The sequence below is a fragment of the Erwinia mallotivora genome (genome assembly GCF_000590885.1).
Classification (GTDB): domain Bacteria; phylum Pseudomonadota; class Gammaproteobacteria; order Enterobacterales; family Enterobacteriaceae; genus Erwinia; species Erwinia mallotivora.
The window spans coordinates 42,076-66,403 of sequence record NZ_JFHN01000053.1; the positions used below are offsets into that span (position 1 = coordinate 42,076).

At 51.4% G+C, this 24,328-nt stretch carries 21 protein-coding genes, 5 tRNA genes, 1 other RNA gene and 2 pseudogenes; 15 read left to right on the plus strand and 14 right to left on the minus strand.

Annotated elements, in window-relative coordinates; genetic code table 11:
* Positions 1–146 precede the first annotated feature (146 nt).
* A complete protein-coding gene (locus BG55_RS23010; RefSeq protein ID WP_200871620.1) occupies positions 147–314 on the plus strand; it encodes a hypothetical protein in 168 nt (55 codons plus the stop codon).
* A gap of 130 nt (positions 315–444) precedes the next feature.
* Here BG55_RS23010 and BG55_RS12710 read toward each other — a convergent pair whose 3' ends face one another.
* The 4 genes from BG55_RS12710 to BG55_RS12725 form a co-directional block, all read right to left on the minus strand.
* Entirely contained in the window at positions 445–738 is a 294-nt protein-coding gene (locus BG55_RS12710) for a hypothetical protein (protein WP_052018829.1), read from the minus strand.
* Between the two features lie 245 nt (positions 739–983).
* Positions 984–1,796 (minus strand): hypothetical protein, encoded by an 813-nt coding sequence (locus tag BG55_RS12715; RefSeq protein WP_052018831.1) that lies wholly within the window; start codon positions 1,794–1,796, stop codon positions 984–986.
* A 48-nt stretch (positions 1,797–1,844) separates the two neighbouring features.
* Positions 1,845–2,297, minus strand: a complete 453-nt coding sequence (locus BG55_RS12720) for a universal stress protein (protein WP_034938224.1) — start codon at positions 2,295–2,297, stop codon at positions 1,845–1,847.
* Positions 2,298–2,309: 12 nt separating this feature from the next.
* Complete coding sequence (locus BG55_RS12725; RefSeq protein ID WP_034938226.1) at positions 2,310–3,092, minus strand: IclR family transcriptional regulator; 783 nt, start codon at positions 3,090–3,092, stop codon at positions 2,310–2,312.
* A gap of 161 nt (positions 3,093–3,253) precedes the next feature.
* On the opposite strand from BG55_RS12725, the gene BG55_RS12730 reads away from it, so the two are divergent.
* From BG55_RS12730 to ypdK, 3 genes are all read left to right on the plus strand, one after another.
* On the plus strand, positions 3,254–4,849 hold the full coding sequence (locus tag BG55_RS12730) for an MFS transporter (protein WP_034938227.1): 1,596 nt from the start codon (positions 3,254–3,256) through the stop codon (positions 4,847–4,849).
* Positions 4,850–4,854: 5 nt separating this feature from the next.
* Positions 4,855–5,883, plus strand: coding sequence for an HlyD family secretion protein (locus BG55_RS12735; RefSeq protein ID WP_034938229.1), 1,029 nt, complete (start codon positions 4,855–4,857; stop codon positions 5,881–5,883).
* A gap of 167 nt (positions 5,884–6,050) precedes the next feature.
* The gene (gene ypdK, locus BG55_RS23510) at positions 6,051–6,122 is read left to right on the plus strand and encodes a membrane protein YpdK (RefSeq protein WP_152542785.1); all 72 of its coding nucleotides are present in this window, start codon (positions 6,051–6,053) and stop codon (positions 6,120–6,122) included.
* 42 nt (positions 6,123–6,164) lie between these two features.
* On the opposite strand, the gene alaC is transcribed toward ypdK, so the two are convergent.
* On the minus strand, positions 6,165–7,400 hold the full coding sequence (gene alaC / locus BG55_RS12740) for an alanine transaminase (RefSeq protein ID WP_034938231.1): 1,236 nt from the start codon (positions 7,398–7,400) through the stop codon (positions 6,165–6,167).
* Between the two features lie 715 nt (positions 7,401–8,115).
* A complete protein-coding gene (glk, locus tag BG55_RS12745) occupies positions 8,116–9,081 on the minus strand; it encodes a glucokinase (RefSeq protein ID WP_034938233.1) in 966 nt (321 codons plus the stop codon).
* A gap of 356 nt (positions 9,082–9,437) precedes the next feature.
* On the opposite strand from glk, the gene mgrA reads away from it, so the two are divergent.
* Positions 9,438–10,427 carry an L-glyceraldehyde 3-phosphate reductase gene (gene mgrA / locus BG55_RS12750; protein WP_034938234.1) on the plus strand — a complete coding sequence of 330 codons (990 nt, stop codon included), beginning with the start codon at positions 9,438–9,440 and terminating at the stop codon, positions 10,425–10,427.
* A 155-nt stretch (positions 10,428–10,582) separates the two neighbouring features.
* Positions 10,583–10,954, plus strand: a complete 372-nt coding sequence (locus BG55_RS12755; RefSeq protein WP_034938236.1) for a DUF2502 domain-containing protein — start codon at positions 10,583–10,585, stop codon at positions 10,952–10,954.
* 68 nt (positions 10,955–11,022) lie between these two features.
* Here the strand turns inward: BG55_RS12755 and BG55_RS12760 are convergent, their stop codons facing one another.
* Positions 11,023–12,252 (minus strand): Nramp family divalent metal transporter, encoded by a 1,230-nt coding sequence (locus BG55_RS12760; protein WP_034938238.1) that lies wholly within the window; start codon positions 12,250–12,252, stop codon positions 11,023–11,025.
* Positions 12,253–12,618: 366 nt separating this feature from the next.
* Here BG55_RS12760 and BG55_RS12765 point away from each other — a divergent pair.
* Positions 12,619–13,803: pseudogene (locus BG55_RS12765) on the plus strand (NupC/NupG family nucleoside CNT transporter).
* A 233-nt stretch (positions 13,804–14,036) separates the two neighbouring features.
* Here the strand turns inward: BG55_RS12765 and BG55_RS12770 are convergent.
* Both BG55_RS12770 and BG55_RS12775 read right to left on the minus strand, forming a co-directional pair.
* Positions 14,037–14,112, minus strand: a tRNA-Ala gene (locus BG55_RS12770).
* A 42-nt stretch (positions 14,113–14,154) separates the two neighbouring features.
* Positions 14,155–14,230: transfer RNA gene (locus BG55_RS12775), tRNA-Ala, on the minus strand.
* 419 nt (positions 14,231–14,649) lie between these two features.
* On the opposite strand from BG55_RS12775, the pseudogene BG55_RS12780 reads away from it, so the two are divergent.
* Positions 14,650–15,439, plus strand: a pseudogene (locus BG55_RS12780) (formate/nitrite transporter family protein).
* 141 nt (positions 15,440–15,580) lie between these two features.
* On the plus strand, positions 15,581–15,940 hold the full coding sequence (locus BG55_RS12785) for a YfeC-like transcriptional regulator (protein WP_034938239.1): 360 nt from the start codon (positions 15,581–15,583) through the stop codon (positions 15,938–15,940).
* A gap of 178 nt (positions 15,941–16,118) precedes the next feature.
* Here BG55_RS12785 and gltX read toward each other — a convergent pair whose 3' ends face one another.
* Positions 16,119–17,534 carry a glutamate--tRNA ligase gene (gene gltX / locus BG55_RS12790; protein ID WP_034938241.1) on the minus strand — a complete coding sequence of 472 codons (1,416 nt, stop codon included), beginning with the start codon at positions 17,532–17,534 and terminating at the stop codon, positions 16,119–16,121.
* A gap of 272 nt (positions 17,535–17,806) precedes the next feature.
* On the opposite strand from gltX, the gene BG55_RS12795 reads away from it, so the two are divergent.
* From BG55_RS12795 to BG55_RS12815, 5 genes are all read left to right on the plus strand, one after another.
* Positions 17,807–17,882, plus strand: a tRNA-Val gene (locus tag BG55_RS12795).
* Between the two features lie 33 nt (positions 17,883–17,915).
* Positions 17,916–17,991, plus strand: a tRNA-Val gene (locus BG55_RS12800).
* 4 nt (positions 17,992–17,995) lie between these two features.
* Positions 17,996–18,071 (plus strand) — tRNA-Lys (locus tag BG55_RS12805).
* A gap of 31 nt (positions 18,072–18,102) precedes the next feature.
* Positions 18,103–18,227, plus strand: a non-coding RNA gene (locus BG55_RS21905) — RtT sRNA.
* 200 nt (positions 18,228–18,427) lie between these two features.
* Positions 18,428–18,778, plus strand: a complete 351-nt coding sequence (locus tag BG55_RS12815) for a FlxA-like family protein (protein ID WP_034938245.1) — start codon at positions 18,428–18,430, stop codon at positions 18,776–18,778.
* Here BG55_RS12815 and BG55_RS12820 read toward each other — a convergent pair.
* The gene (locus BG55_RS12820) at positions 18,775–19,695 is read right to left on the minus strand and encodes a LysR family transcriptional regulator (protein ID WP_034938247.1); all 921 of its coding nucleotides are present in this window, start codon (positions 19,693–19,695) and stop codon (positions 18,775–18,777) included. The two genes, BG55_RS12815 and BG55_RS12820, sit on opposite strands and share 4 nt — an antisense overlap.
* 96 nt (positions 19,696–19,791) lie before the next feature.
* Between BG55_RS12820 and BG55_RS12825 the strand changes: the two genes are divergently transcribed.
* Positions 19,792–20,826: a bile acid:sodium symporter family protein gene (locus BG55_RS12825; protein ID WP_034938248.1), complete on the plus strand. Its 1,035-nt coding sequence runs from the start codon at positions 19,792–19,794 to the stop codon at positions 20,824–20,826.
* 85 nt (positions 20,827–20,911) lie between these two features.
* On the opposite strand, the gene BG55_RS12830 is transcribed toward BG55_RS12825, so the two are convergent.
* The 3 genes from BG55_RS12830 to zipA all read right to left on the minus strand — a co-directional run bounded on the left by BG55_RS12830 (position 20,912) and on the right by zipA (position 24,186).
* Positions 20,912–21,130: a DUF3820 family protein gene (locus BG55_RS12830; RefSeq protein ID WP_034938250.1), complete on the minus strand. Its 219-nt coding sequence runs from the start codon at positions 21,128–21,130 to the stop codon at positions 20,912–20,914.
* A gap of 1 nt (position 21,131) precedes the next feature.
* On the minus strand, positions 21,132–23,150 hold the full coding sequence (ligA, locus tag BG55_RS12835; RefSeq protein ID WP_034938687.1) for an NAD-dependent DNA ligase LigA: 2,019 nt from the start codon (positions 23,148–23,150) through the stop codon (positions 21,132–21,134).
* Positions 23,151–23,229: 79 nt separating this feature from the next.
* The gene (gene zipA, locus BG55_RS12840; protein ID WP_034938251.1) at positions 23,230–24,186 is read right to left on the minus strand and encodes a cell division protein ZipA; all 957 of its coding nucleotides are present in this window, start codon (positions 24,184–24,186) and stop codon (positions 23,230–23,232) included.
* Between the last annotated feature and the right edge of the window lie 142 nt (positions 24,187–24,328).

Here is a 24,328-nt window from a genome sequence, read left to right on the forward strand (position 1 = left end):
TATTTATAATCCTCGCCGTTGGCAACGAATTACATATTAAGAATTATTTTGAAATATTTAATTAAATAACTCTACAAAGTCGGCATTATTCCTTCACTTTTCAATTGTAAGCTTGTAGTCATTGAAAAAGCGCAGGAGCATTACCAATGAGAACATTAATTAAAGCCGTCTCTGTTCTGGGTGTGATAATGATGCTGAGTGGTTGTATTATTGATGATGGTTATCGTGGTGGGCCCGGCTGGCACCATGGCGGCGGTTATCATGGCGGCCCGCACTACGGCTACCGCTATGGGCCTGGCCCGAATCGCTGTTGAAATGCAGCCGTCTGAGTAGCAGGCATTGAAGAAGAGTAAGATGTGATATAGTGACAGGCAAAGCCTGCACACAGCAATAAAAAAGAAAGGCAACAACATTGGGTGGGAATTTTCCCGCCCTTTTTATTATTTAACTTTTAATACTGTAGTTACACTGATACCAGGCTTTCATTAATCCGGGAATGCGACTTTCCTGCGGTTTAATCGGTTCGACTTTATCAAAACCTCGCTCTGCACAATAACGTTGTACATCTTCCAGCATGGCTGTTTTATTTACCAGCGACGGATTAAAACGATATTGCACCGTATTTACTGCACGATCCTCATCGACTTTTTCAAACGCGCCGGGTTTGCTGGATGTACATCCCGTTAATAAAAATGCACCGATCAGCAGTGTGTAAGTTAAAGATTTATTTTTATTCATTTTTGCTCCTTTTCCGCAGCAGTATCATAACAACGCAATTTCATTTCACTATCGGAAAAAACCGTATTTGCACATTTTTTACAGTGTGGATGCAAAATTTTGCCGATTGAATCAATCAAGAAAAACACCTGGTGCCTTTTTCTTATCGATGACATGATGACTTCACAAAACGACATACCTGTACCACACCAGGATATTACTGTTATAACAATATGTTATGCCCGCGGCGAGCGGGCTTTTTTTTGCTACCAGTTGGCATTGCCGTCAAGAATGATACGCAGTACTTCAGCCGAATGATTAACCGGAAGTGCCAGCACAGATTGATAAAGATCGATGGTCATTTCACAAAGTTTCGTCTTATCAGCCCCTGTTTCAGCCGGTGCATTAATTAATTGCAGATCACTCCCCCAGCGGCCGTACAGGCTGCGAACAATATTTCCCAGATCTTCACGTCCCTGCAATGCATTACCGGTGTGTTCTGCCCCAAAGCTTTGTTGCAGAAAATAGTCCAGGGCTTCGCCCTCCTTTTTACGCAACTCAACAGGCAGACTTTCTGTGGTGTTAATTCCTCCACTGACCTGCGGGAACAAAAATTTAAAACAGAGTTCGCTATTTTGCTGACGCAGCGCTTTCATCTGCTCCAGCGAAACCTGCATATAGCGGTACAATGCTTCATTACTGGCATAGCTGATACGCTGACTGAGCAGGTCTGCCAGCATTGGCCGAAGATGTTCCAGCGCCTGCGCTTCGCTTTCGCCCGTTGCCACTGCCGACAGATATTGCTGATGCAGCTTTTGGTATAGCGAAGGTTGCTGCACCTTCAACGTACGGTAAAGTGGCAGGTTGATAAAATAGTGTTCTGCTGCGTTCAGGCGGGCCTCGTGCTGCTGATGTGGCACTCTTACAGCAACGTAATAAGTACTGCTGACAGCAATAAGAACAATCGCCAGCCATACGGCCAGCGTTGTGCTGATTTTTTTGCGCTTGTGCAGCAGAATTAAAATCAAAAGCGCGGCAATGCCGCAAATAAAAACAATAAGCCCGGCGAAGAAAGTCAAAATTGCATCCTGAATAAGCGGGCCAGTCGGCGCAGCCCGGAAATATAATCAGTCGACGCGCACGTCAACCAGAACCGGGCAGCTGGCTCGTTCAATTACTGCGGCACTGACCGATCCTTTTAACAGACGATTAAAAGAAGACAGATGGCGACGCCCCATGATAATCATCGTTGCCCCCATTTCATTAGCCTGAGCAACAATGGTTTCAGCCGATTCTCCGGCAATGACTCTACCGGTTGCGTCAATCCCTGCCCCCTGAAGCTCCGCGAGTGCCTGACGGACAGCAGCCTCCGCCGTGTTCTGTTCGTCAAGTGCACTGCCAAAATCGCCGGGATCTTCCCCCGCTTCGATAATATAGTCACCCGTTGTGGCAGCGTAGCTGGCATCAACACAGCATAAAACTACCACCTGCGCAGCCAGTGCTCTGGCCTGCTGAACAGCCAGGGAGACGACTTTGCGGGCAATTGTTGAATTATCGACGGCAACCAAAAGTTTTTGCATTTCCCTCTCCTGTCAGTCACGTATTGACGCTTTGCCTATCTCATCCACCAGCGCCTCTTTGCATTTAAGGATTGCTTCACGGTAGAGCGCCTCATGCTGCTGAAAGCGGCTGGAAGGAACCAGTAAACTGATGGAATAGCGTCCAAGTATGGTATCGATAGCGACCGCCATCGTCGAAATCCCTGCCAGCGTTTCCTCGCGGTCATAAGAAACCCCCGTGCGGCGAATCTCCTTTAATCGCTCCAGCAACTCCGGAAAAGCTTTTACCGTGAGATCGGTAATGGCCTCAAATGCATCGCCAACCAGCGCCCTTGCCTGTTGATCGCTCTCCAGCGCAAGCAGGGCTTTTCCACCCGAAGTGCTGTACAACGGCAGATGCAACCCAATGCGCGGTACCACCCGCAACTCACGATCGGCAACCACTGAATGCACAATTGCCAGTTGCAGGCCACTGGCACGCGCCAGAGTTACCGTTTCGCCCGTGGCATCACTTAATGTCTGAAGCCAGGGCCGGGCGATGGCTACCACGTCGGTGTGAACAGTGGCAATCAGTCGCAGCAGGGCCGGACCAAGGCGAACACCGCCTGCGCCATGAATGCGCACCAGTTGCACCGAATCCAGCGCGGCGACGATACGCTGTACCGTGGAGCGAGGGAGATCAACGGCCTGGGCAATTTCCCCCAGGCTCATACCATCGGGACGATTACCGAGAGCATCCAGAATTTTTGCGGCCCGCGAGATCACCTGGATCCCGCCGTTACGTTCGTCTTCACGGGGAATTGAAGATTCAGACATCAGCTTTCCTTCCTTGCTTAAGGCCGATATTTTAGCACGCTATTGCGGTTACGGCTCAGTGTATCGCATTGCAATACACTCACTCACAAGGTAGTATGCACAGCAAATGTACCGTAATACGGTACAGTGAATCACATAATTTTTATCCTCATGGAGCCGTTATGTCTTCCCAGCCTGTTGCGGCCTCTCACCCTTTTACCCTGCGTCTGGCGCTTGGCCTGGTTGGCGTGATGATTGCTGCCCTGACCTCTGGCCTCAACGATCGGGTTACCGATCTGGCGCTGATCGATATTCGGGCAGCAACCGGTTTTGATTACGATCGTGCCAGCTGGATCACTTCTGCATATCAGGCTGCGGAGGTGGCGGCGATGATGATTGCGCCCTGGTTCGCCGTCACCTTTTCACTACGACGTTTTGCGTTGAGCGTGGCTACGGTTTTTGCCATCACGGGCGCAATACAGCCCTGCGTATCCACTCCCGCACTCTTTGTTGCTCTGCGTGTCATACAGGGCCTTGCAGGTGGTGCTTTACCGCCACTGCTGATGACGGTAGCACTGCGTTTTTTGCCTCCCCCGATCAAACTCTACGGGCTGGCAGCTTATGCCCTGACTGCGACTTTTGGTCCCAATATTGCCGCTTCGCTGGCCGCATTCTGGACCGATTCAGTTGGCTGGCAGTTTGTATTCTGGCAGGTTATCCCGCCGATTTTTGTCGCCTGCCTGCTAATGAGCTGGGGATTACCGCAGGATCCGCTGCGACCGGAGCGTTTCCGGCAGATTGACCTGATCGGTATGCTGACAGGTTGTAGTGGAGTGGCATTGCTTATTCTTGTGTTGAGCCAGGGAGAGAGACTTGACTGGTTCAACTCGCCGCTTATTACCAGCATGCTGCTGTTTTCTCTGGCATTGCTGACCATTTTTTTCATTAATGAGTGGTATCACCCGCTGCCGCTGTTCAGATTGCAGATGCTGTCCAGGCGCAACCTGGCTCACGGCCTGCTGGCACTGGCAATCATACTGCTGACAGCGCTCTCTGGTTCCGCCCTGCCGTCTGCATATTTTTCACAGGTGGACGGATTTCGCATTAATCAGTTTGCCCCGCTGGCGCTGGCTGTTGGTTTACCTCAGTTGCTTATCGCGCCACTGCTGGCAGCATTATTAAACCGCCGCTGGATTGACGGCCGTCTGATGCTGAGCAGTGGTGCCGCGCTGCTGTGCCTCTCCTGTCTGCTGGGTATGCAAATCACCGGTGACTGGGCGCGGCAAAACTTCTGGACAATTCAGCTGTTGCAGGCGTTCGGCCAGCCAATGATGATTCTGCCTGTGCTGATGAGCGCCACCAGTGTGGTTCATCCAACGGAAGGCCCCTGGGCCTCTGCGATGTTCAATACCGTACGTGGTTTTGCCAGCGTGGCGGCTGGCAGCCTGATTGAAAACCTGCTCACTTATCGTGAGAAATTTCATTCTCACCATCTGATTGACCAGATGGGTAATCACCTCTGGCTAAGCATGGCGGATAACGCAGCCAGCGCCGGCCCGCTGACACCTTTGTTGCCAGATGGCTCAGTCAGTTCAGCGGAAAATATTCGCCACTTAGCCACGCTGCTCAGACATCAGGCGCTGATCCTGAGCGTCAGCGATCTCTATTTACTGATAACCGGCTTTGCTCTGCTGCTGGTGCTGCTGACCGCCTTGCTGGCGACGCGCGTTTATCCACCCCAGACACTGATGCAATCAGCAACCTCCACCACGAGATAATCACCATGCGCTTCACACCTGCAAAAAGAATTCTGATGCTGGCTCTGTCGTTATTGTTGTTGCTGGCAGCCGCTCTGTTTGTCTGGTCTGCCATGAGCCGGCATCAGGCCAGCACTGAGGATGCCGTGGTGGCCGCCGATTACACCCTGGTGGCACCCAAAATTTCCGGCTACATTCGTTACGTTAATGTCGGTGATAACCAGGCGGTGAAAGCGGGTCAGTTACTGGCGACGCTTGACGATCAGGATTATCGCGTCGCACTGGAAAGCGCAGAGGCCAACCTTAAGATCTCTGAAGCAAAACTGGCAGGCGCAGAGGCCAGTCTGCAACAGCAACAGGCCGCCATCGCGCAGAGCGAAGCTGCCGTCAGCGCCAGCGAAGCCACCCTGGAATATGCCGGACAGAATGCCGATCGCTATCGTCGCCTGTTGAAAAGTGGAACGGCAACCGCCGATGAGCAGCAAAAAACCTATGCCACCCTGCGTGAAGCCACAGCAGGGCTACGGCAAAGTAAAGCCGCAGCTCTGGCGGCGCAAAATGAGGTGCCGGTGTTGCAGGCGGCGATTAAGCAGGCTCAGGCTGACATCGCCGCAGCACGCGCCAGCGTTGACCAGGCACGTCTTAACCTCTCTTACACCCGTATCACCGCGCCGGTTGACGGTTCCGTTGGTCAGCGCTCAGCTCGTCCCGGTGCCTGGGTTTCGGCTGGCACGCGCCTGATGGCGGTGGTCCCCTTACAGCAGAGCTATGTGCTGGCTAATTTTCTGGAAACGCAGCTAAAGCATGTGCAGACAGGGCAAGCCGTTTCTGTCAGGGTTGACGCGCTACCTGACGTCATACTTCATGGACATGTTGACAGCATCGCTCCGGCAACCGGATCCACATTTGCGGTGATTACCGCCGACAATGCCACCGGAAATTACACGAAAGTGGCGCAGCGCCTGCCCGTAAAGATAGTGCTGGACGCCAGTCAGCCAGACCTGGCGCGTTTGCGCGTCGGCATGTCGGTAGTGCCAGAGATTGATATTCACTGAATCCGATAATTTCAGGGATCACTTTATTTTACCGCAAAGAATCAGTAGATTAGCGCGCGGTCCTGCCATGAACTGATGATGGCAACCCTGAGCGAATGGACGAGAATCTTTTCGCTTTTATTCTGTTCACGTGAAGAAGGCCACGAGCCGCCGCAGGGAGTTGTACGGTGAAATATGCTTTGATGGGAGTGTCTTTTATTCTGCTGGTGTGGGTTGGGACATTCTGTCTGATGTTATAAACAGCAAACTGGCGGGGCAGGCAAAAAGCCTGCCCCTTGCTGTCAGACGGGTTCTTCCGGGGAAGCGCTGACACCGGGCAAAATACCATCAGCACGAAACATCGCTTTAATGCCTCTGATCGCCTGACGTATACGGTCACTGTTCTCAATCAGCGCAAAACGCACGTGGGTATCACCATAGTCGCCAAAACCGATACCCGGAGAAACGCAAACTTTCGCTTCCTGCAACAAATGTCTGGCAAAATCCAGTGATCCCATTGACGCATAATGGTCAGGAATTTTCGCCCAGATATACATTGAGGCTTTAGGGATCTCCACCATCCAGCCCGCTTCATGCAAACCTTTCACCAGCACATCGCGACGGCGTTTATATTGCTCTGCAATATCCCGCACACACTGCTGATCGCCTTCCAGCGCCGCAATAGCCGCGACCTGCAAAGGAGTAAAAGTGCCGTAATCGTGGTAGCTCTTGATGCGAGCCAGTGCCGCCACCAGCTCTTTGTTGCCGACCATAAATCCGATACGCCAGCCAGCCATATTGTAGCTTTTTGACAGGGTGAAAAATTCAACGGCAACATCGCGGGCACCGGGTATCTCCATGATCGATGGCGCCTTCCAGCCGTCATAGACAATATCGGCATAAGCCAGATCGTGGACCACCAGCACGTTGTATTGCTTCGCCAGTGCAATGACCCGTGCAAAGAAATCCAGCTCCACACATTGCGCTGTAGGATTAGAGGGGAAACCGAGGATCATCATTTTCGGTTTCGGATAACTTTCACGAATAGCTCTTTCCAGTTCGTTGAAGAAATCAATACCCGCTACCAGAGGAACCGAACGTACCTGCGCCCCGGCAATCACCGCGCCATAGATATGAATGGGGTAACTGGGGTTTGGCACCAGCACCATATCTCCGTGATCAAGAGTTGCCAGCATCAGATGCGCCAGCCCCTCTTTTGAACCGATAGTGACTATCGCTTCGGATTCCGGGTCGATCTCCACCTGATAGCGATCGGCATACCAACGGGAAATCGCCCGACGCAGGCGGGGAATGCCTCGTGAAGTGGAATAGCCGTGAGTGTCCTCACGCTGAGCCACGGAACAGAGTTTTTCCACAATGTGCGGCGGCGTTGGGCCATCCGGATTACCCATACTGAAATCGATAATATCTTCGCCACGTCGGCGGGCGGCCATCTTCAGTTCAGCAGTGATATTAAACACATAGGGTGGAAGGCGTTCAATGCGGGAAAAACGACGTGCAGAGCTGATATCAGCCATAGAAACCTCTGAGTTACGTTAGCGCCCGGACCGTCCGAGCGACGCTGACCACCAGTGGGTCAGCTATGAACATATCGCAGAGGTAAGCAGCCTGTCGAGAGGCCGGAAGAAATGTTTATCGGCAGGGCCGCCAGGTAAATGACTGTTCACCAGGTCTTACAACGTTAACAGGAAAACAATCAAAGACTGAGTTTTTAGATTTCCCCTTTTAATTAGCAGGCTGGGAGAATCTGAATCTGCTCGGCAGTCAGCCGCTGATGACTGATGTCATCTCCCTGATGGTTTACCGACGCCTCAGCGCTAACCAGCAGGAAATTGCCTGTTTTTACACAAAGAAGCCAGAAATTTGCGGGGAGTACGCGGCACCTTGAAGAAAGGTTTTCAGCGACTGAAGGCGCACTTAATACAGCAGACCATGAGGCGTTGCCTGGCAATCGCACCAGGGAAGATGACAAACGTTCACCTTAAAGTCTGTCAGAGAAAACCGTCAAACCTGAAAAAATGACATCCCCTTTTATCTACCTGGATTTCCGTAATTACGCCACTCTCCATCCCAATTAAGCTTGCTGCTGATAACGCTGAATGCTTTGCTGATCAACACGTTGACGGAGAGTTGCTGAGTTAGCGGCCGGAAGGAGATGTAAGGAAAAAAATGCGATCAGGAGCCCGAAATAACCACCGGGTAAGGGCCATAAGAAGTCTGGCCCGTGAAAAATTACAGCACACTGCCCAACGTCTGACGCAGATAGGCACCGGCGCCGAGCAGGCCTGGCTGATCGTGGGTGATCAGATATACCGGGATATCGCAGACATAGTCGCGAAAGCGACCTTTGTCTTCAAAGGCGGCGCGGAAGCCAGAGGCTTTAAAAAAGTCGAGGAAGCGTGGCACAATGCCACCCGCAATATAAACGCCGCCAAAAGTCCCCAGATTCAGCGCAAGATTACCGCCAAAACGCCCCATGATGACACAGAACAGAGAGAGCGCCCGGCGGCAATCCGTGCAGCTGTCGTCGAGTGCGCGCTGAGAAACATCTTTAGGCTTAAGGTTTTCCGGCACCCGGTCATCTGATTTGACAATTGCCCGGTACAGATTGACCAGCCCGGCTCCGGACAGAACTCGCTCCACCGAGACATGCCCCAACTCAGCACGTAACACTTCCAGAATCTGATCTTCTTCATCGCTGTTGGCGGCGAAATCGACGTGGCCTCCCTCCCCCGGCAGGCTCACCCAGCGCTTATCAACATGCACCAGATGCGCAACGCCCAGCCCGGTACCTGCACCATAGACCGCTACAGGTTTATCCTTCACCGCCTCTTTACCGCCAAACTGCAAGACATCCTCCGCAGAAAGCACAGGGATTGCCATTGAAACAGCGGTGAAGTCATTAATGATTTCGAGATGCTCAAAACCGAGATTGTCTTTCATTTTGCTGGTTGAGAAAGCCCAGTCATGATTGGTCATCTCGACCCAGTCGCCGGTGATCGGACAGGCAATGGCAATACAACCATCGGTCACATCCTGCTTTTGCTCGTCAAGATAGAAACGGATCACGGCTTCAAGATTGTCATAGTCTGCTGTGGGAAACGTTTTGGCTTGTGAGATGGCACCATTTTCAACATCACACAGTGCGAGGCGGGCATTGGTTCCGCCGACATCACCTACCAAAGCATATTTAGTCATTATTGTTTTACTCCGCTTGCGTAATCAGAACACATCATAAATTTCCCCCACTCAAACGACAACGCTCACCTTACACGGGTGAGCGGAAAGTCACGCTGTAACCATTCACCATACCTTTCACATCAACGATTGCCCACGGGCATCAATCTGAATTCTTTGCTCAGACTGGCACTATCTGTTGATATCAGGAAAAAACGATAGCCTGTTACCTGTTAATTTTACCGGCAAAATGCTGAGCAGTTGTGCTGAAGCGACCGGTTGATCAGATTGCGATCGACAGCGCGATATGCTTCGATGTAAACGTATACACTGCTGTTTTCATCACTGATACCCACGTTATCGCACAGGATCTCTTCATGGTTTATCAACCGGACAGGAAACGCTACCAGACAATGACCTACCACCGCTGTGGACAAAGCGGGCTGAAGCTTCCCGCCGTGTCGCTCGGTTTGTGGCACAATTTCGGCGACAGCACCAGAGTCGACAACAGCCGCGAGCTGCTGCGACACGCATTTGATAACGGCATCACCCATTTTGATCTGGCCAATAACTATGGCCCGCCTCCCGGATCGGCAGAAGAAAACTTTGGCCGCATTCTGCGCCAGGATTTCCACGCGCTGCGCGATGAGCTGATTATCTCCTCTAAAGCAGGTTATACCATGTGGGACGGCCCTTATGGTGACTGGGGTTCCCGTAAGTATCTGATTGCCAGTCTTAATCAAAGCCTTAAGCGCATGGGGCTGGACTATGTGGATATTTTTTACCACCATCGTCCGGACCCGGAAACGCCACTGGAAGAAACGATGACCGCGCTGGACCACATCGTGCGTCAGGGCAAGGCGCTTTATATCGCCCTGTCTAACTATCCGGCTGAGCTGGCAGATAAAGCAATCGTCATGCTGCGTGAACTGGGCACCCCGTGCCTTATTCATCAGCCCAAATATTCAATGTTTGAGCGCACGCCGGAAAATGGCCTGCTGGATGTATTGCAGAAACATGGGACAGGCTGCATTGCCTTTTCTCCGCTGGCGGGCGGCATATTAACCGATCGCTATTTACAGGGTATTCCGCAAGATTCACGCGTTGCCAGCGGCAGTCAGTTCCTCAATGACAGCCAGTTGACGCCAGAAAAGATGGATAAGGTGCGTCAGTTGAATACGCTCGCTCAGCAGCGGGGGCAGAAACTTTCACAAATGGCGCTGGCCTGGGTGCTGCGTGGCAGTCGAGTCACCTCAGTACTTATTGGCGCCAGTAAAACCGCTCAGATTGATGATGCGGTGGGTATGCTCCATCAGCGTGAGTTCAGCCAGACCGAACTGGACAGCATTGAGGCGATACTGCGTTAATCTTTGCTCCGCCGTACATCGCGGCGGAGCGTTGCGGAAAATTCCCAATTCCACTCCCCTTTCGCCTTTTAAGATTTGCCCAGGCGTAACCATCGTTATCTCTTTTATATGCTGCCAGCACGGTGGAGATGTCACGCCGCTGATAAGGAGACAACATGAAACGACTCATTCTTCTGGCCACCTTACTGGCAGGTTTATCTCCGTTAGCACTGCACACAGCACAGGCCGACAGTGCGAGAATTATGCTGGCACCTGGCGTTGAATTACATATCGGCGATCGCGATCCCTACGGTCGCTACTGGGATGGTGGAGGCTGGCGCGACCCGCGTGACTGGCATGATAATTATCGTTACGACGAGGGACGCTGGTGGCGTTATCAGGAATGGCGTCGTCGTGAGGAATGGCGTCAACAGGAAGAGTGGCGCCGCCATGAAGAGATGCGTCGTCGACACGAGTGGGAACGGGAGCACAGATGGCACGAACGTGAACGCTATTACGACGATCGCGATGAGGGTGGCTGGCGCTAATCCTTAATGATCAGAACCACATTTTGCTGAGGAAAGCCGCCTTTAACCGGCGGCTTTCACCGTTGTCATCACACCATCGACACCAGCAGATAGAGATTAAGCGCCACCACCACGACCACGATCACCCTGCCGACATTTTGCATCAGGGGTGAATTAACCATATCGCCCATCAGCTCGCGATTGCCGGTAAAAGCCAGCAGTGGAACCAACGCCAGCGCAATGCCAAAACTGAGCAGAACCTGGCTCATCACCAGAATACGTGTCGGTTCCCAGCCCGCCATAATGACAATAAATGAGGGCAGCATGGTCACCACACGACGGACCAGCAATGGAATCCGTATATGAATAAAGCCCTGCATAACCACCTGGCCCGCCATGGTGCCTACCACGGTTGAAGAGAGCCCGGCCGCCAACAGGCTCAGACCAAAGACCAGTGACGCCGCCCGACCCAACAGGGGATCGAGTGTCAGATAGGCCTGGTCCAGATCGGCAATACCGGTGTGGCCGCTGAAATGAAACGCCGCTGCTGCGGTCGCCATCATCGCCAGATTGACAAATCCCGCGATGGTCATGGCAATCGCCACATCAAGTTTGGTGGAGGAGTAATGTTCTGCGCGCGTGCCACCATCCGGGCTTTGCGTCAACGATGAGTGCAGATAGATAACATGCGGCATGATGGTCGCACCCAGCACACCCGCAGCAAGCAGAACCGCGTCAGCGGTGGGTAGCGAGGGAACGACAACGCCCTGCATCAGGGCACCGATCTTCGGCTGCGAGAAAAACAGCTCTAAAACGTAGGCAGCGGCCACAAACAGTAAAAGACCGCCTATCAGCAGCTCCAGCGGCTTTTCCCCTCTTTTCTGGAGCATCAGAATAAGAAAAGTGACCACACCGGTTAACACCGCGCCCTGCAACAGGCTGATGCCAAAAATCAATTTAAAACCTATTGCCGCACCAATAAACTCAGCCAGATCGGTTGCCATGGCGATGATTTCGGCCTGCACCCAGTAAAACCATACGGCAGGACGTGGAAAGCGGTCACGGATGTGTTCAGCAAGGTTTTTCCCCGTGGCTATCCCCAGTTTGGCCGACATCAGTTGAATGACCATCGCCATTATGTTGGCCCAGACCACCACCCATAACAGTTTGTAGCCATAGGATGCTCCGGCCTGGATATTGGTGGCAAAGTTTCCCGGATCGATATAGCCGATGGCAGCAATGAAAGCTGGCCCCATTAGCGCAAATTTGATTTTTCGGGAGCTACGAACCGTTTGCTCCACAGTGCGGCCTTCGGACATAGACTTACCCCTGCTATACACCTGATATGAGTATTGTCTTTAAAATGATAATGATTATCAAGCGCATTTAAACAGGTTTTCCTGATTGCTATGATAGCCAGTACTAATAAATATAGCACTGGCTATATTCACCGTTAAACTACGCCATTGCCAACATCTCAGCAACAGTTTTTACTTTAGGGTAAAAAAGATAACCTCACAACATGATGGGTGATTTTTTAAACAGCAGATCAAAGTTACAAAATCAGATGATTCTCAACGGCGCGCAATAGGTAATTGTTATATTGCGGAATAGATCTCGTTTTTCTGTAACCCGTTACATAGAATGTGCAGCGAAATATAACAGCCTTCAAATTTGGAGCAATCATGTCCCGCATTCTGCATTTTGCTTTGGCGCTGGTTGTCGTGACCCTGCTGGCCTTGCTGGTCAGCAGCGATCGCAAAAACATTCGCGTACGTTTTATTATACAGCTTCTGGTTATTGAGGTTCTGCTTGCGTGGTTCTTCCTGAACTCGGAAGTCGGCCTTGGATTCGTAAAAGGTTTTGCGGGTCTGTTCGACAAGCTGTTGGCTTATGCCGCCCAGGGTACAAATTTCGTTTTTGGTAATATGAATGATAAAGGGTTGGCCTTCTTCTGGCTGAATGTCCTTTGCCCGATTGTGTTTATCTCCGCACTGATTGGCATTCTGCAACACTTCCGCATCCTGCCGGTTATTATCCGCGCGGTGGGTACCGTGCTGTCGAAGATCAATGGCATGGGCAAACTGGAATCTTTCAACGCAGTAAGCTCGCTGATTTTGGGACAGTCAGAAAACTTTATTGCCTATAAAGATATTCTGGGAAAAATGTCACAACGCCGCATGTACACCATGGCCGCAACGGCTATGTCCACCGTTTCGATGTCAATCGTCGGCGCGTACATGACCATGATCCAGCCCAAATATGTTGTGGCAGCGCTTATCCTTAACATGTTCAGTACTTTTATCGTCCTGTCATTGATCAATCCATACCGCGTGGAACACGAAGAAGACCTGAAGCTGAGTAATTTGCATCAGGGGCAGAGTTTCTTCGAGATGCTGGGTGAATACATCCTTGCAGGTTTCAAAGTGGCGGTCATCGTCGCCGCCATGCTGATTGGCTTTATTGCATTGATTTCCGGGATTAACGCCCTGTTTGATGCCATTTTCGGTATCAGCTTCCAGGGCGTGCTGGGTTAAGTGTTTTATCCTTTTGCCTGGATGATGGGTGTACCGGCAGCGGAATCATTGCAGGTTGGCAGCATTATGGCGACCAAACTGGTATCAAATGAGTTTGTCGCCATGATGGATTTGCAGAAGCTGGCTGGTCACCTCTCCCCTCGCGGCGAAGGCATCCTGTCCGTTTTTCTGGTGTCGTTTGCTAACTTCTCTTCAATCGGTATTGTCGCTGGCGCAATTAAAGGCCTGAATGAAGAGCAGGGTAATGTGGTATCGCGCTTTGGTCTGAAACTGTTGTACGGCTCCACACTGGTCAGTGTGTTATCGGCGTCCATCGCAGGTCTTGTACTGTAAGCCATTGCAGAAAGACAAAGGCGGCCCGGCTAATCAGGCCGCCTTTTTATTGCACTTTCCGTCTTGCATCATTTCTCTGATAATGGCTACAGGATGGCTGTCACCGATGGATAAGTGACGATGGCGGGCAGTGGGAAATAAAACGGAAGTCTGAACAGACCTGATAACGCTGATTGCTTAACGTATTATTTTGAATACAAAAAAACCCTGCCAGGCAGGGTTCTTTTTAAATCTGGTGTAGATAAGCGGGATCGAACCGCTGACCTCTTGCATGCCATGCAAGCGCTCTCCCAGCTGAGCTATACCCCCAATAATACCGTTTTATCAGTTTCAGATTTATTAGTGAAAATCTGGTGGAGATAAGCGGGATCGAACCGCTGACCTCTTGCATGCCATGCAAGCGCTCTCCCAGCTGAGCTATACCCCCAAACTGATAAACCATGTCATCCTGACGGCGGGCATAATATGAAACAGTGCCGGTGGTGTCAACGGCAAATTATCATTCCAGGATCAATCGCTGAAAAAGGCGTCAACACATTAAAAAAACCCGCTTTTTAAAATGCCTGCTGCCGTATGAATGTCTACAGCAACACGAATCCGCTGCAAAATGTAGCCCCCCAACCTGCAATCATTCTTTCTGTGCGGGCACGTTCTGGCTAAGATGGAAATAATGTAAACAGGCTGTTATTTATATCTTTTTCGATGCTTTTTTTTGTTAATTCCTCATACAAAACTGCCCACGTTTTAACAGACCCTGACCCTTCCCAGGCTGAACGTGCGCTTTCTCAGCGCAACAGTTTCGTTTTTTTTCTTTTTAACACCGACTACACATTGTTCAGAGCGACTATGTCCCTCAATCAACCTGGAGAGATAGCGGCAGTCGTCATCCATTCTGGCGTAGCCAAAAGTCATTTATTCATTTCTTCCATCCTGATCCTCGGTTTTCTGGCGGGTGCCTTTATTGCCACCGGATTTCTGTTAGATATCCATGTAATTAATCAGCCGCCTGCCGACTGCGGCTCATTTAGCAGTCTGTCAGGCGCGGTGATGTTTCCGGTCGGTATTATCCCCACCATACTGGCCGGAGGAGAGCTCCTGACCGGCAATATGATGGTAATGCCAGTGGCCTGGTTTGCCTGTCAGATCGGTGTCTTAAGTGTGTCTGGTAACTGGTTTTGGGTCACCCTTGCCAACTTCATCGGTAGTGTGGCGGTAGCGTGGTTTTTTTTGCCATCTGCTGGGTATAACGGAAGGTGACTATCTTAAGAAGAGTGCCGCTATCGCCAATGCCAAAATACATGCAGATTTTATCCACGCATTTATTTCCGGTATCGGCTGTAACTGGCTGGTTTGCCTGGCAACCTGGCTGGCTTTTGCCAGTAAATATGTGATGGGTAAAATTTTAGGAATGTGGTTCCCGGTTATGGCATTTGTCGCTATCGGTTTTCAGCACGTAGTCGCCAATATGTTCATTATCCCCGCAGCCATTTTCGCCGAACAACTGAACTGGGCTGACTATTTCCCTGATTTTGTCGCGGTATTCCTGGGTAATACCGTTGGCGGCGCTGTTTTTGTTGGCCTGGTTTATTACATGGCCTGGCGACCACAAAAAAGCACTGCATCTGCCACACGCTGAGAGTTGACTCTCCTGCTAATAAACGGAGGGAGTCCTGTTTTTTCCCCTGTCATTCTGATTAGTCCTTTCTGTTAGTTGTTCACACAACAATTTGCTGTAATATGTACCTGTTACAAATCAACGCAAAAAGGATATTGCATAGTGAAAAAGGAATGGTTGACGCCTGAAGAACTGGCGCAGGAAACGGGTTTCAGTCGGCAGACGATCAATAAATGGGTTAAGAAAGAGCAATGGACAACGGTGCCCAAACCCGGTGTTCAGGGTGGTAAAGCCCGGATGATCCACATTGATGAAAATGTCAGAAACTTTTTGAAGTCGACCCGACACGTTGCTGAGCCAACCGCCACCTACCGCGTAACACAAAACTCTCTGCCCGCTCTGTTGATGACCTCGATTCAACAAATGAACACGGAAGAGCAGGAACAACTTTACTCATTGCTGTTACGTGAAGGTATTCAGGGCATGCTGCTTCGACTGGATATAAGCCAGTCTGAAAAGTAGAAATGAACTGAAACAGATTGATCGGGCGGCAGTGCCGAAATGAGAAAATCCGGAAATGTAGCATTTCCGGATTTTTTTTATGCGTATGACGGAAATAATGCGCAAAGCAAAAAAAAAGCCAGTCAGCTTTAACCGACTGGCATCAGACCCTGAGATCACTTTATTACTTTTGCCGGAATTAAGCCTGCGCTTCACGCTCCGCAATGAAAGCCAGTGCTTTTTCAATACGGGCAATGGCGCGGGACTGGCCTATTGCCTGTACCGTGACGTCCAGTGCCGGGGACTGACCGGCACCGGTCACTGCAACACGCAGCGGCATCCCCACTTTGCCCATGCCCACTTCCAACTGATCGGCCGCAGCCTGAATGGCCTGATGGACATTTTCAGCCGTCCATTCAGTAATGGCAGTTAGTTTATCCCGCACGACCTCCAGCGGCTGACGCGCTACCGGCCGCAGATGCTTTTTAGCAGCATCGGCATCAAACTCATTGAAATCTTCGTAAAAGTAACGGCAACTTCCGGCCATCTCTTTCAACGTTTTGCAACGCTCGCCCAGCAGCCTGACGAGTTGAGCCAGTTCAGGTCCGGTACGGGTGTCGATGTTTTCCTGTTCAATATGCCATTGCAAATGGGTGGCAACATATTCCGGGGCAAGGCTGTTGATGTAATGGTGGTTCAGCCACTGTAGCTTTTCCGTATTAAATGCGCTGGCAGATTTGCTCACCGCATCCAGATCGAATAGTTGCTTCATCTCTTCAGTGCTGAAAATTTCCTGGTCACCGTGGGACCAGCCCAGCCGCACCAGATAATTGAGCAGCGCTTCTGGCAGATAGCCGTCATCGCGATACTGCATCACGCCTACGGCACCGTGACGCTTGGACAGTTTTTTGCCGTCGTCGCACAGGATCATCGAAACGTGAGCATATACAGGCACTTCAGCCCCAATCGCTTTCAGAATATTGATCTGTCGTGGCGTGTTATTAATGTGATCTTCACCACGGATCACGTGGGTGATCTGCATATCCCAGTCATCAATCACCACGCAAAAATTATAGGTAGGCGCTCCGTCAGTGCGGCGAATAATCAGATCATCCAGTTCCTGATTGCTGAATTCGATTGGGCCACGGATCTGGTCGTCGAAAATAACCGAGCCTTCCTGTGGATTGCGAAAACGCACCACGCAGGGTTCATCATCCGCATGCGATTCGTGGCTGTCGCGGCAGCGACCGTCGTAACGAGGTTTTTCATTGTTAGCCATCTGCTCTTCACGCAGCGCGTCCAGACGCTCTTTTGAGCAGTAGCATTTGTAGGCCGTCCCCGCTTGCAACATCTCATCAATCACCGCGTTGTAGCGATCAAAGCGTTTAGTCTGATAGTACGGACCCTCATCCCAGTCGAGGCTGAGCCAGTTCATGCCATCCATAATCGCGTCGATCGCCTGCTGGGTAGAGCGTTCCAGATCGGTATCTTCAATACGCAGCACAAACTCGCCGCCGTGATTGCGGGCAAACAGCCATGAGTAAAGTGCGGTGCGAGCGCCACCGACGTGCAGATAGCCGGTCGGGCTGGGTGCGAAGCGGGTTTTAATTTTCATTAACAGCTGCCTTAATTACGCTATCAGAATCGGCTGTCGCCGGAGGTTCTCATAAAGAACAACAAAAAGTGGGCCACATTCTATCACCTGAGGACGAATCCTCAACGGCATTACCCGGCTTCTGTCCAGTCTTTTCCGGAAAGAGTTCATGATGATGCGGTTTTTACATGAAAGCCCGGGCGTCTGTTTAATTTTAAGACGAACGCACTTTTTCGTTTTAAAAAGCGTTGACTCATTTCCCGCGATCCCTATAATGCGACTCCACACAGCGGGGGTGATTAGCTCAGTTGGTAGAGCATCTCCTTTACACGGAGGGGGTCGGCGGTTCGAGCCCGTCATCACCCACCATCTCAAATGAAATCTGTTATGAAGTCACGAAGTGGGTGATTAGCTCAGTTGGTAGAGCATCTCCTTTACACGGAGGGGGTCGGCGGTTCGAGCCCGTCATCACCCACCACTTCGGGTCGTTAGCTCAGTTGGTAGAGCAGTTGACTTTTAATCAATTGGTCGCAGGTTCGAATCCTGCACGACCCACCAATGTAGAAAGGCACCCTAAAGGTGCCTTTTTGCTTTTATAAAATCGTGCAGGGTTCGAACCTGCCGCAGTTCGAGTCGAACGCAGTGAGACAGCGTTGCCAGCGGCAACGACCCGTAGGGCGAGGCGTAAGCCGAGTCATCCTGCACGACCCACCAGTGTAGAAAGGCACCCTGAAGGTGCCTTTTTGCTTTTATAAAATTGTTCTGCACTTGTTTTCCTGTTCCCGGTTATTAGCTCTCTCTGCCTTTAATAACCTGACCTTTACTTCTTCCTGTCAAAATTCTTACAATTTACTCATCAAGTCTGCTGCGACATATGCCGATAACCGATCTGGTCTATTACAAAGGAGAAGACGATGAGTACTATCAGTTCCAGCACCTCAATCGGTTCCGCAAGCACGGGCAGCAGTGGCTCAACGTCACAAATTGCCAGCCTGAACAAACAGATTGTTCAGCTACAGAACCAGTTAAAAAGTCTGGGTAACGACACCACCCTGACCGACGAGCAAAAGTCGGAGCAGGAGCAGATGATCGACAGCCAGATTCAAATGATTCAAGCACAGATAGCACAAATCGAGCAGCAACAGGCTCAGGCAGCACAGGAAAAGCAAGACATCAAGAAAGAGGCAGCAACCACCGCCACCACTAAAGCGGCCGATGGCGTTAATCGTCCAACGGCAACTAACTCGCTGGATGTGTATATCTAAAACGCTGGCATATTCTGGCGTTGTTGCGTCAGCAGCACAGCCTGCTGACGTACTTCCTGCCAGATAGCTTCAGCTGCCGGTGTCAGTGAGCGGTTCTTACGCCGTACCAGCATAATCGTCCGGTTAATCTCCGGCACCATCCTTCTCACCAGTAGTGCTCTTCCCCGCGGTAAAGGTAGCGCCAGAGCAGGCAGAATACTGATACCAATCCCCGCTTCCACCATCGGATACAATGTCGCCGGATGCCCAATCTCCTGCACAATTTCCGCTTCGATCTGTTGTACTCGCAAAGCTTCGTCGATTAACACCCGGCTGCCAGATGCATAATCCTGGAGAACCAACTGGCGTTGGTTGAGCATCTTCCAGTGCACAGGATACTGTTCAGCCAGCGGATCATCCCGGCGGCACAGCAACAGAAAAGGCTCATCAAGAATGGCCTCACACGCAAAATCTTCAACCGGCAGCGGCCCGATAACGATGCCAAAATCAACTTCAGCATTACGGATGCTTTGCAACACCCACTGCTGGGGTCTGTCGTGCAACATCACTTTTATCTCAGGGAAATGCAGTTGACTCGCTGCCAGGCATTGCGGCATCAGATGCGCAGAGATAGTCTGACTGGCTGCAACGCGCACCGTGCCACTGCGCTGCTGCCCATAGCTGCGCACATCCAGTAACGTTGTATTCAACTCTTCCAGCAGGCGTTCAAGACGGCTGGCCAGTTGTTTGCCTGGCTCAGTAAGGAGCACCTCACGTGTGGTGCGATCCAGAAGACGGATACCCATTTCCCCTTCCAGCTCTTTAATGCTGTGACTGACGGCTGACTGGCTCAGCCCAATCTGCTGTCCGGCCTGACTGAAGCTACCCTGCTGAGCGACAGCGACGAATACCCGAAGTTGACGGAGTGAGTAATTCATCTGTTTTTTTCATATATGAATTCAATAAATCAATTTTATTTCTAAACCCACTCGTCGCACAATAGCCGCATTGTTTAATTTAACCGGATATTAACAATGCGTCTTTTTCGTCTCGATCCTTTGATGGTGAAGCTTATCGTCACCGTGCTGCTGGCTTCTTTCCTGCCCGCGCGTGGTCATTTTGTCGATTTCTTTGAATGGCTCACCACTGCGGCTATCGCGCTGCTTTTTTTCATGCACGGAGCCAAACTGTCACGAGAGAAAATCATTGCCGGTGGCAGCCACTGGCGGCTACACCTGTGGGTGATGTTCAGTACATTTGTGCTGTTTCCGATGCTGGGTCTGCTGTTTGTATGGTGGCATCCGCTGCCGGTCAGCACAGAGATTTACACCGGTTTTCTCTATCTGTGTATTCTTCCTGCCACCGTACAGTCTGCTATCGCCCTGACCTCTCTTGCTGGTGGCAACGTGGCCGCTGCGGTATGCAGCGCCTCAGCATCCAGCCTGCTTGGCGTGTTCATCTCCCCTTTACTTGTTGGTCTGGTAATGAACGTGCATAACGATGCAGCCGGCGGCAATCTGGAGCAAATTGGCAAAATTATGCTGCAATTATTGCTGCCATTCGTACTGGGACACATCTCGCGCCGATGGATAGCCAACTGGGTGGAGAAGCATCGTGGTTTGATCGGTAAAACGGATCAGGCTTCAATCCTGCTGGTGGTTTATTCCGCCTTTAGCGAGGCGGTGGTCAATGGTATCTGGCATCGTGTGGGCGTCAGTACGCTGCTGTATATTCTCGCAGGCAGTCTGGGCCTGTTAGCCGTTGTATTAGTGATTAATCTGCTGGCGGCGCGCCTGTTCGGTTTCAATCGTCCTGATGAGATTACCATTCTGTTTTGTGGTTCAAAGAAAAGTCTGGCAAATGGCGTGCCCATGGCCAACATTCTGTTTCCTTCGGCGGCAGTTGGCATCATCGTGTTACCACTGATGATCTTCCATCAGGTGCAGTTGATGGTTTGCTCAATGCTGGCACAGCGCTATAAAAAGGCCGGAGAAAAACTGGCCGAGAAGCAGCAGGAGAAGAACAACGCCCCGGTTGAAACCCCGCGACAGATGAAGCAGGCGGACTAAAGTTCCGCCTTTAAACTGGTGTAAAACACCACAGACAACCCCGTCGCATATAGCACTGACTTGTCATTGCCACTTTGAGTGAGGTTTACAGGCTCGCTTTCAGTGGCTTAATCAGCCCTTCAAGTCCTTCGGTTTTGATCGCCAGCGTCAGTTGCATCAGCTCCCCAAGGTGCCCGGCAGGGAATTCGCCCTTTCGGGCAAACCACAGCAGATAGGGCTCCGGCAGATCGATCAACATTCTGCCTTTATATTTACCAAACGGCATGGCGGTGTTCGCTATTTCCTTCAGATGCTCTTTTTCCATGTTAATCACCTAATAGTCGGATCATCTCTGCTTCATCGATCACTTCAATTCCCAGTTCCTGTGCCTTAGCCAGTTTCGATCCTGCGGCTTCTCCGGCAATAACCAGGCTGGTTTTCTTTGACACGCTACCGCTGACTTTCGCTCCCAGCGCGGTAAGACGATCTTTCGCCTCATCACGTGACAGTACCGATAAGGATCCGGTCAGCACAACCGTCTTACCGGCAAAAGGACTGTCGATGTCCTCAGCCTTCACCACGGTAACCGCAGGCCAGGTGATACCGGCTTCCTCAATCAACTGACGTATCACCTCACGATTACTCTCTTCGTCCATAAAATTACGCACATGGGCAGCGACTACCGTACCGACATCCTGAACGGCAATTAACGCCTCTTCATCCGCAGCTAAGATCTTCTCAATTGAGCCGAAATGTGCCGCAAGATTACCTGCCGTAGCCTCACCAACTTCGCTAATCCCCAGCGCATACAGAAAGCGCGCCAGCGTGGTGTGCTTTGCTTTTTCCAGTGCATTAACCACATTCTGTGCCGATTTAACGCCCATCCGGTCAAGGCCGGTCAGCTTGCCGGGGCTGAGAGTGAACAGGTCCGCCGGCGTTTTGACGTATTCTTTATCCACCAACTGGTCGATGATCTTGTCACCCAGGCCATCCACATCCATCGCACGACGTGAGACAAAATGTTTTAACGCCCCCTTACGCTGTGCGCCACAAATCAATCCGCCAGTGCAGCGCGCCACCACCTCGCCCTCCACGCGTTCGACGTCTGAACCACAAACAGGACAGTGCGTTGGAAAAACCACTTCTCTTGCATCATCCGGACGTCCGGATTCAATAACACCTACCACCTGTGGAATAACATCACCGGCTCGCCGGATAATTACCCGATCGCCAATACGCAGCCCCAGCCGATCAATTTCATCAGCGTTGTGCAGCGTGGCGTTGCTGACCATGACGCCGGCCACCTGCACCGGCTCCAGACGAGCCACCGGCGTAATTGCTCCGGTACGTCCAACCTGAAACTCCACATCACGTACGGTAGTGATCTGTTCCTGGGCGGGAAACTTGAAGGCCACAGCCCAGCGAGGAGCACGAGCGACAAATCCCAGCCGTTCCTGTTGTGCCAGAGAATCAACCTTAATGACCACCCCGTCGATATCAAACCCCAGCGCAGCGCGCTCTTCTTCAATTCTACGGTAAAACGCCAGTACCTCTGCGGGAGAGCGGCACAGGCAGATACGGTCACTGACCGGCAGTCCCCAATCTCGCAGTTGTTGCAGGCGTGCGAGGTGACTGCCCGGCATCTCGCCTCCTTCACGCAATCCCGTGCCATAGCACAGAAAGGTTAACGGACGACGTGCGGTAATACGGGGATCAAGCTGCCGCAGTGAACCGGCAGCAGCATTGCGGGGATTAGCAAAAACTTTACTGCCCGTTCGCCTTGCCTCTTCGTTAAGTTTTTCAAAACCGGCCTGGGGCATAAATACTTCACCGCGAACCTCAATTCTCTCCGGGATATTTTCACCCCTGAGCCGCAGAGGTATTGCAGCAATAGTACGAACATTCGCGGTGATGTTTTCGCCAGTAGTACCATCTCCACGGGTTGCCGCCCGGATCAACACCCCGTTTTCATAAAGCAAACTGACAGCAAGACCATCCAGCTTCAGCTCGCAACAGAAGATGATGTCATCAGTACTTTTCAGACGGTCCTGTACACGCTTGTTAAAAGCAAGATAGCTCTCTTCATCGAAAGCATTATCAAGTGAAAGCATTGGCACTTCATGACGCACCTGCTCAAAGGCCGTGAGTGGTTCAGCACCCACGCGCTGAGTGGGAGAGTCTGGCGTAATAAGCTGTGGATTCGCCGCTTCCAGCTCCCGCAATTCGTTCATCAGGCGGTCATATTCAGCGTCCGGAACCACTGGCTCATCAAGGACATGATACTGATATTCGTAATGCCTGAGAGTGGTTTGCAGGGCGATAATTTTGTCTTGAACAGATTGCATAACGGCACCATAGCGATAAAAAACCCCCGACAAGCGGGGGTTCTGAAAAGTGAGGATTAAAACGCTCCCGGGAGGACTATCAGGCGTTGGCCTCAGTCACTTCACGAATACGGCTTTTGTAAGTTTCCAGCTTCTGTGGAGTCATCATACGCCGCTCATCGTCAAGCACCACGCCGCCAACGTCGTCAGCGATGCGCTGAGCGGATTGCAACATCAGCTTGAAGTTCTGGTTTGCATCACCGTATGAAGGCACCATCATAAATATCGAGATGCCTGGGGTGGAAAAATCAGACATTTCATCAGGATTAAATGAACCAGGCTTAACCATGTTGGCCAGGCTGAATAAAACAGGGCCACTGCCAGCGGGATTCAGATGGCGGTGAAAAATGTTCATTTCGCCAAACTGAAAACCTGCCTGAAGGATACCCTGAAGCAGAGACTCGCCGTTCAACACGCCACCAACATGCGCACCAACATGAAGGACCAGTACGGTCTCTTTCAGACGTTCCTGCGGAGGTCTGGTTGCAGTTGGCACTGCTTTTGACTGCTGCGGCTCGGGAAGCAGATCAGGCTCCGGCTGATGATGTGCCTCTGCCGGAGTCGGCCTGACAGGCTGAGCTGGTTTTGGAGCAACCGGCTCTGTAACCTGGCGTGGGGCAGGCTCAGGCGGTAATTCAGCGCCAAACAAAGGGTCAAGTTCAGGCTGCTGATCAACGACCGGCACGTGAGGAGGAGTAGATTCCGGCGGCACACGCAACCTGGCTGGTGCAGGTCTTTCAGGTGTTTGCTGATGTTCAGTCAACTCATGCTCATGCTCGTCTTCAGCACGCGCACGCGCAGGCCTGGCGCGAACATTTTCACCAGGCTCATCAATGTCGTCGAACGACTCTTCTCTTTCCTGCTTTAAGCGTTTGTGCGGACGATCACGAAAAACCGATGAGCGCTCTTTACTGCTGGTCCACAGGCCATGAACCAGAAGCGCTATTATAGCGATCGCGCCAACAACAATTAATATCAGACGCAAATCCTGCACCATTGTACTCTCTGTCTTCCAATACCTTGCCAACACGGCAAACTTTATCCTCTAAATGTATTTGCCCTGGTGCACAAGTGCAAGTCCGTGCAGTATTTTCTGACAAATAAGCGTGAGTCGACACATTTTTTTGCTGTTTTTTTGT

Bases quoted from the DNA above. Each gene is read 5' to 3' on its own strand.
- BG55_RS23010 (WP_200871620.1), top strand. From the start codon at position 147: ATGAGAACATTAATTAAAGCCGTCTCTGTTCTGGGTGTGATAATGATG.
- BG55_RS12710 (WP_052018829.1), bottom strand. From the start codon at position 738: ATGAATAAAAATAAATCTTTAACTTACACACTGCTGATCGGTGCATTT.
- BG55_RS12720 (WP_034938224.1), bottom strand. From the start codon at position 2,297: ATGCAAAAACTTTTGGTTGCCGTCGATAATTCAACAATTGCCCGCAAA.
- BG55_RS12725 (WP_034938226.1), bottom strand. From the start codon at position 3,092: ATGTCTGAATCTTCAATTCCCCGTGAAGACGAACGTAACGGCGGGATC.
- BG55_RS12730 (WP_034938227.1), top strand. From the start codon at position 3,254: ATGTCTTCCCAGCCTGTTGCGGCCTCTCACCCTTTTACCCTGCGTCTG.
- BG55_RS12735 (WP_034938229.1), top strand. From the start codon at position 4,855: ATGCGCTTCACACCTGCAAAAAGAATTCTGATGCTGGCTCTGTCGTTA.
- alaC (WP_034938231.1), bottom strand. From the start codon at position 7,400: ATGGCTGATATCAGCTCTGCACGTCGTTTTTCCCGCATTGAACGCCTT.
- glk (WP_034938233.1), bottom strand. From the start codon at position 9,081: ATGACTAAATATGCTTTGGTAGGTGATGTCGGCGGAACCAATGCCCGC.
- mgrA (WP_034938234.1), top strand. From the start codon at position 9,438: ATGGTTTATCAACCGGACAGGAAACGCTACCAGACAATGACCTACCAC.
- BG55_RS12755 (WP_034938236.1), top strand. From the start codon at position 10,583: ATGAAACGACTCATTCTTCTGGCCACCTTACTGGCAGGTTTATCTCCG.
- BG55_RS12760 (WP_034938238.1), bottom strand. From the start codon at position 12,252: ATGTCCGAAGGCCGCACTGTGGAGCAAACGGTTCGTAGCTCCCGAAAA.
- gltX (WP_034938241.1), bottom strand. From the start codon at position 17,534: ATGAAAATTAAAACCCGCTTCGCACCCAGCCCGACCGGCTATCTGCAC.
- BG55_RS12815 (WP_034938245.1), top strand. From the start codon at position 18,428: ATGAGTACTATCAGTTCCAGCACCTCAATCGGTTCCGCAAGCACGGGC.
- BG55_RS12820 (WP_034938247.1), bottom strand. From the start codon at position 19,695: ATGAATTACTCACTCCGTCAACTTCGGGTATTCGTCGCTGTCGCTCAG.
- BG55_RS12825 (WP_034938248.1), top strand. From the start codon at position 19,792: ATGCGTCTTTTTCGTCTCGATCCTTTGATGGTGAAGCTTATCGTCACC.
- BG55_RS12830 (WP_034938250.1), bottom strand. From the start codon at position 21,130: ATGGAAAAAGAGCATCTGAAGGAAATAGCGAACACCGCCATGCCGTTT.
- ligA (WP_034938687.1), bottom strand. From the start codon at position 23,150: ATGCAATCTGTTCAAGACAAAATTATCGCCCTGCAAACCACTCTCAGG.
- zipA (WP_034938251.1), bottom strand. From the start codon at position 24,186: ATGGTGCAGGATTTGCGTCTGATATTAATTGTTGTTGGCGCGATCGCT.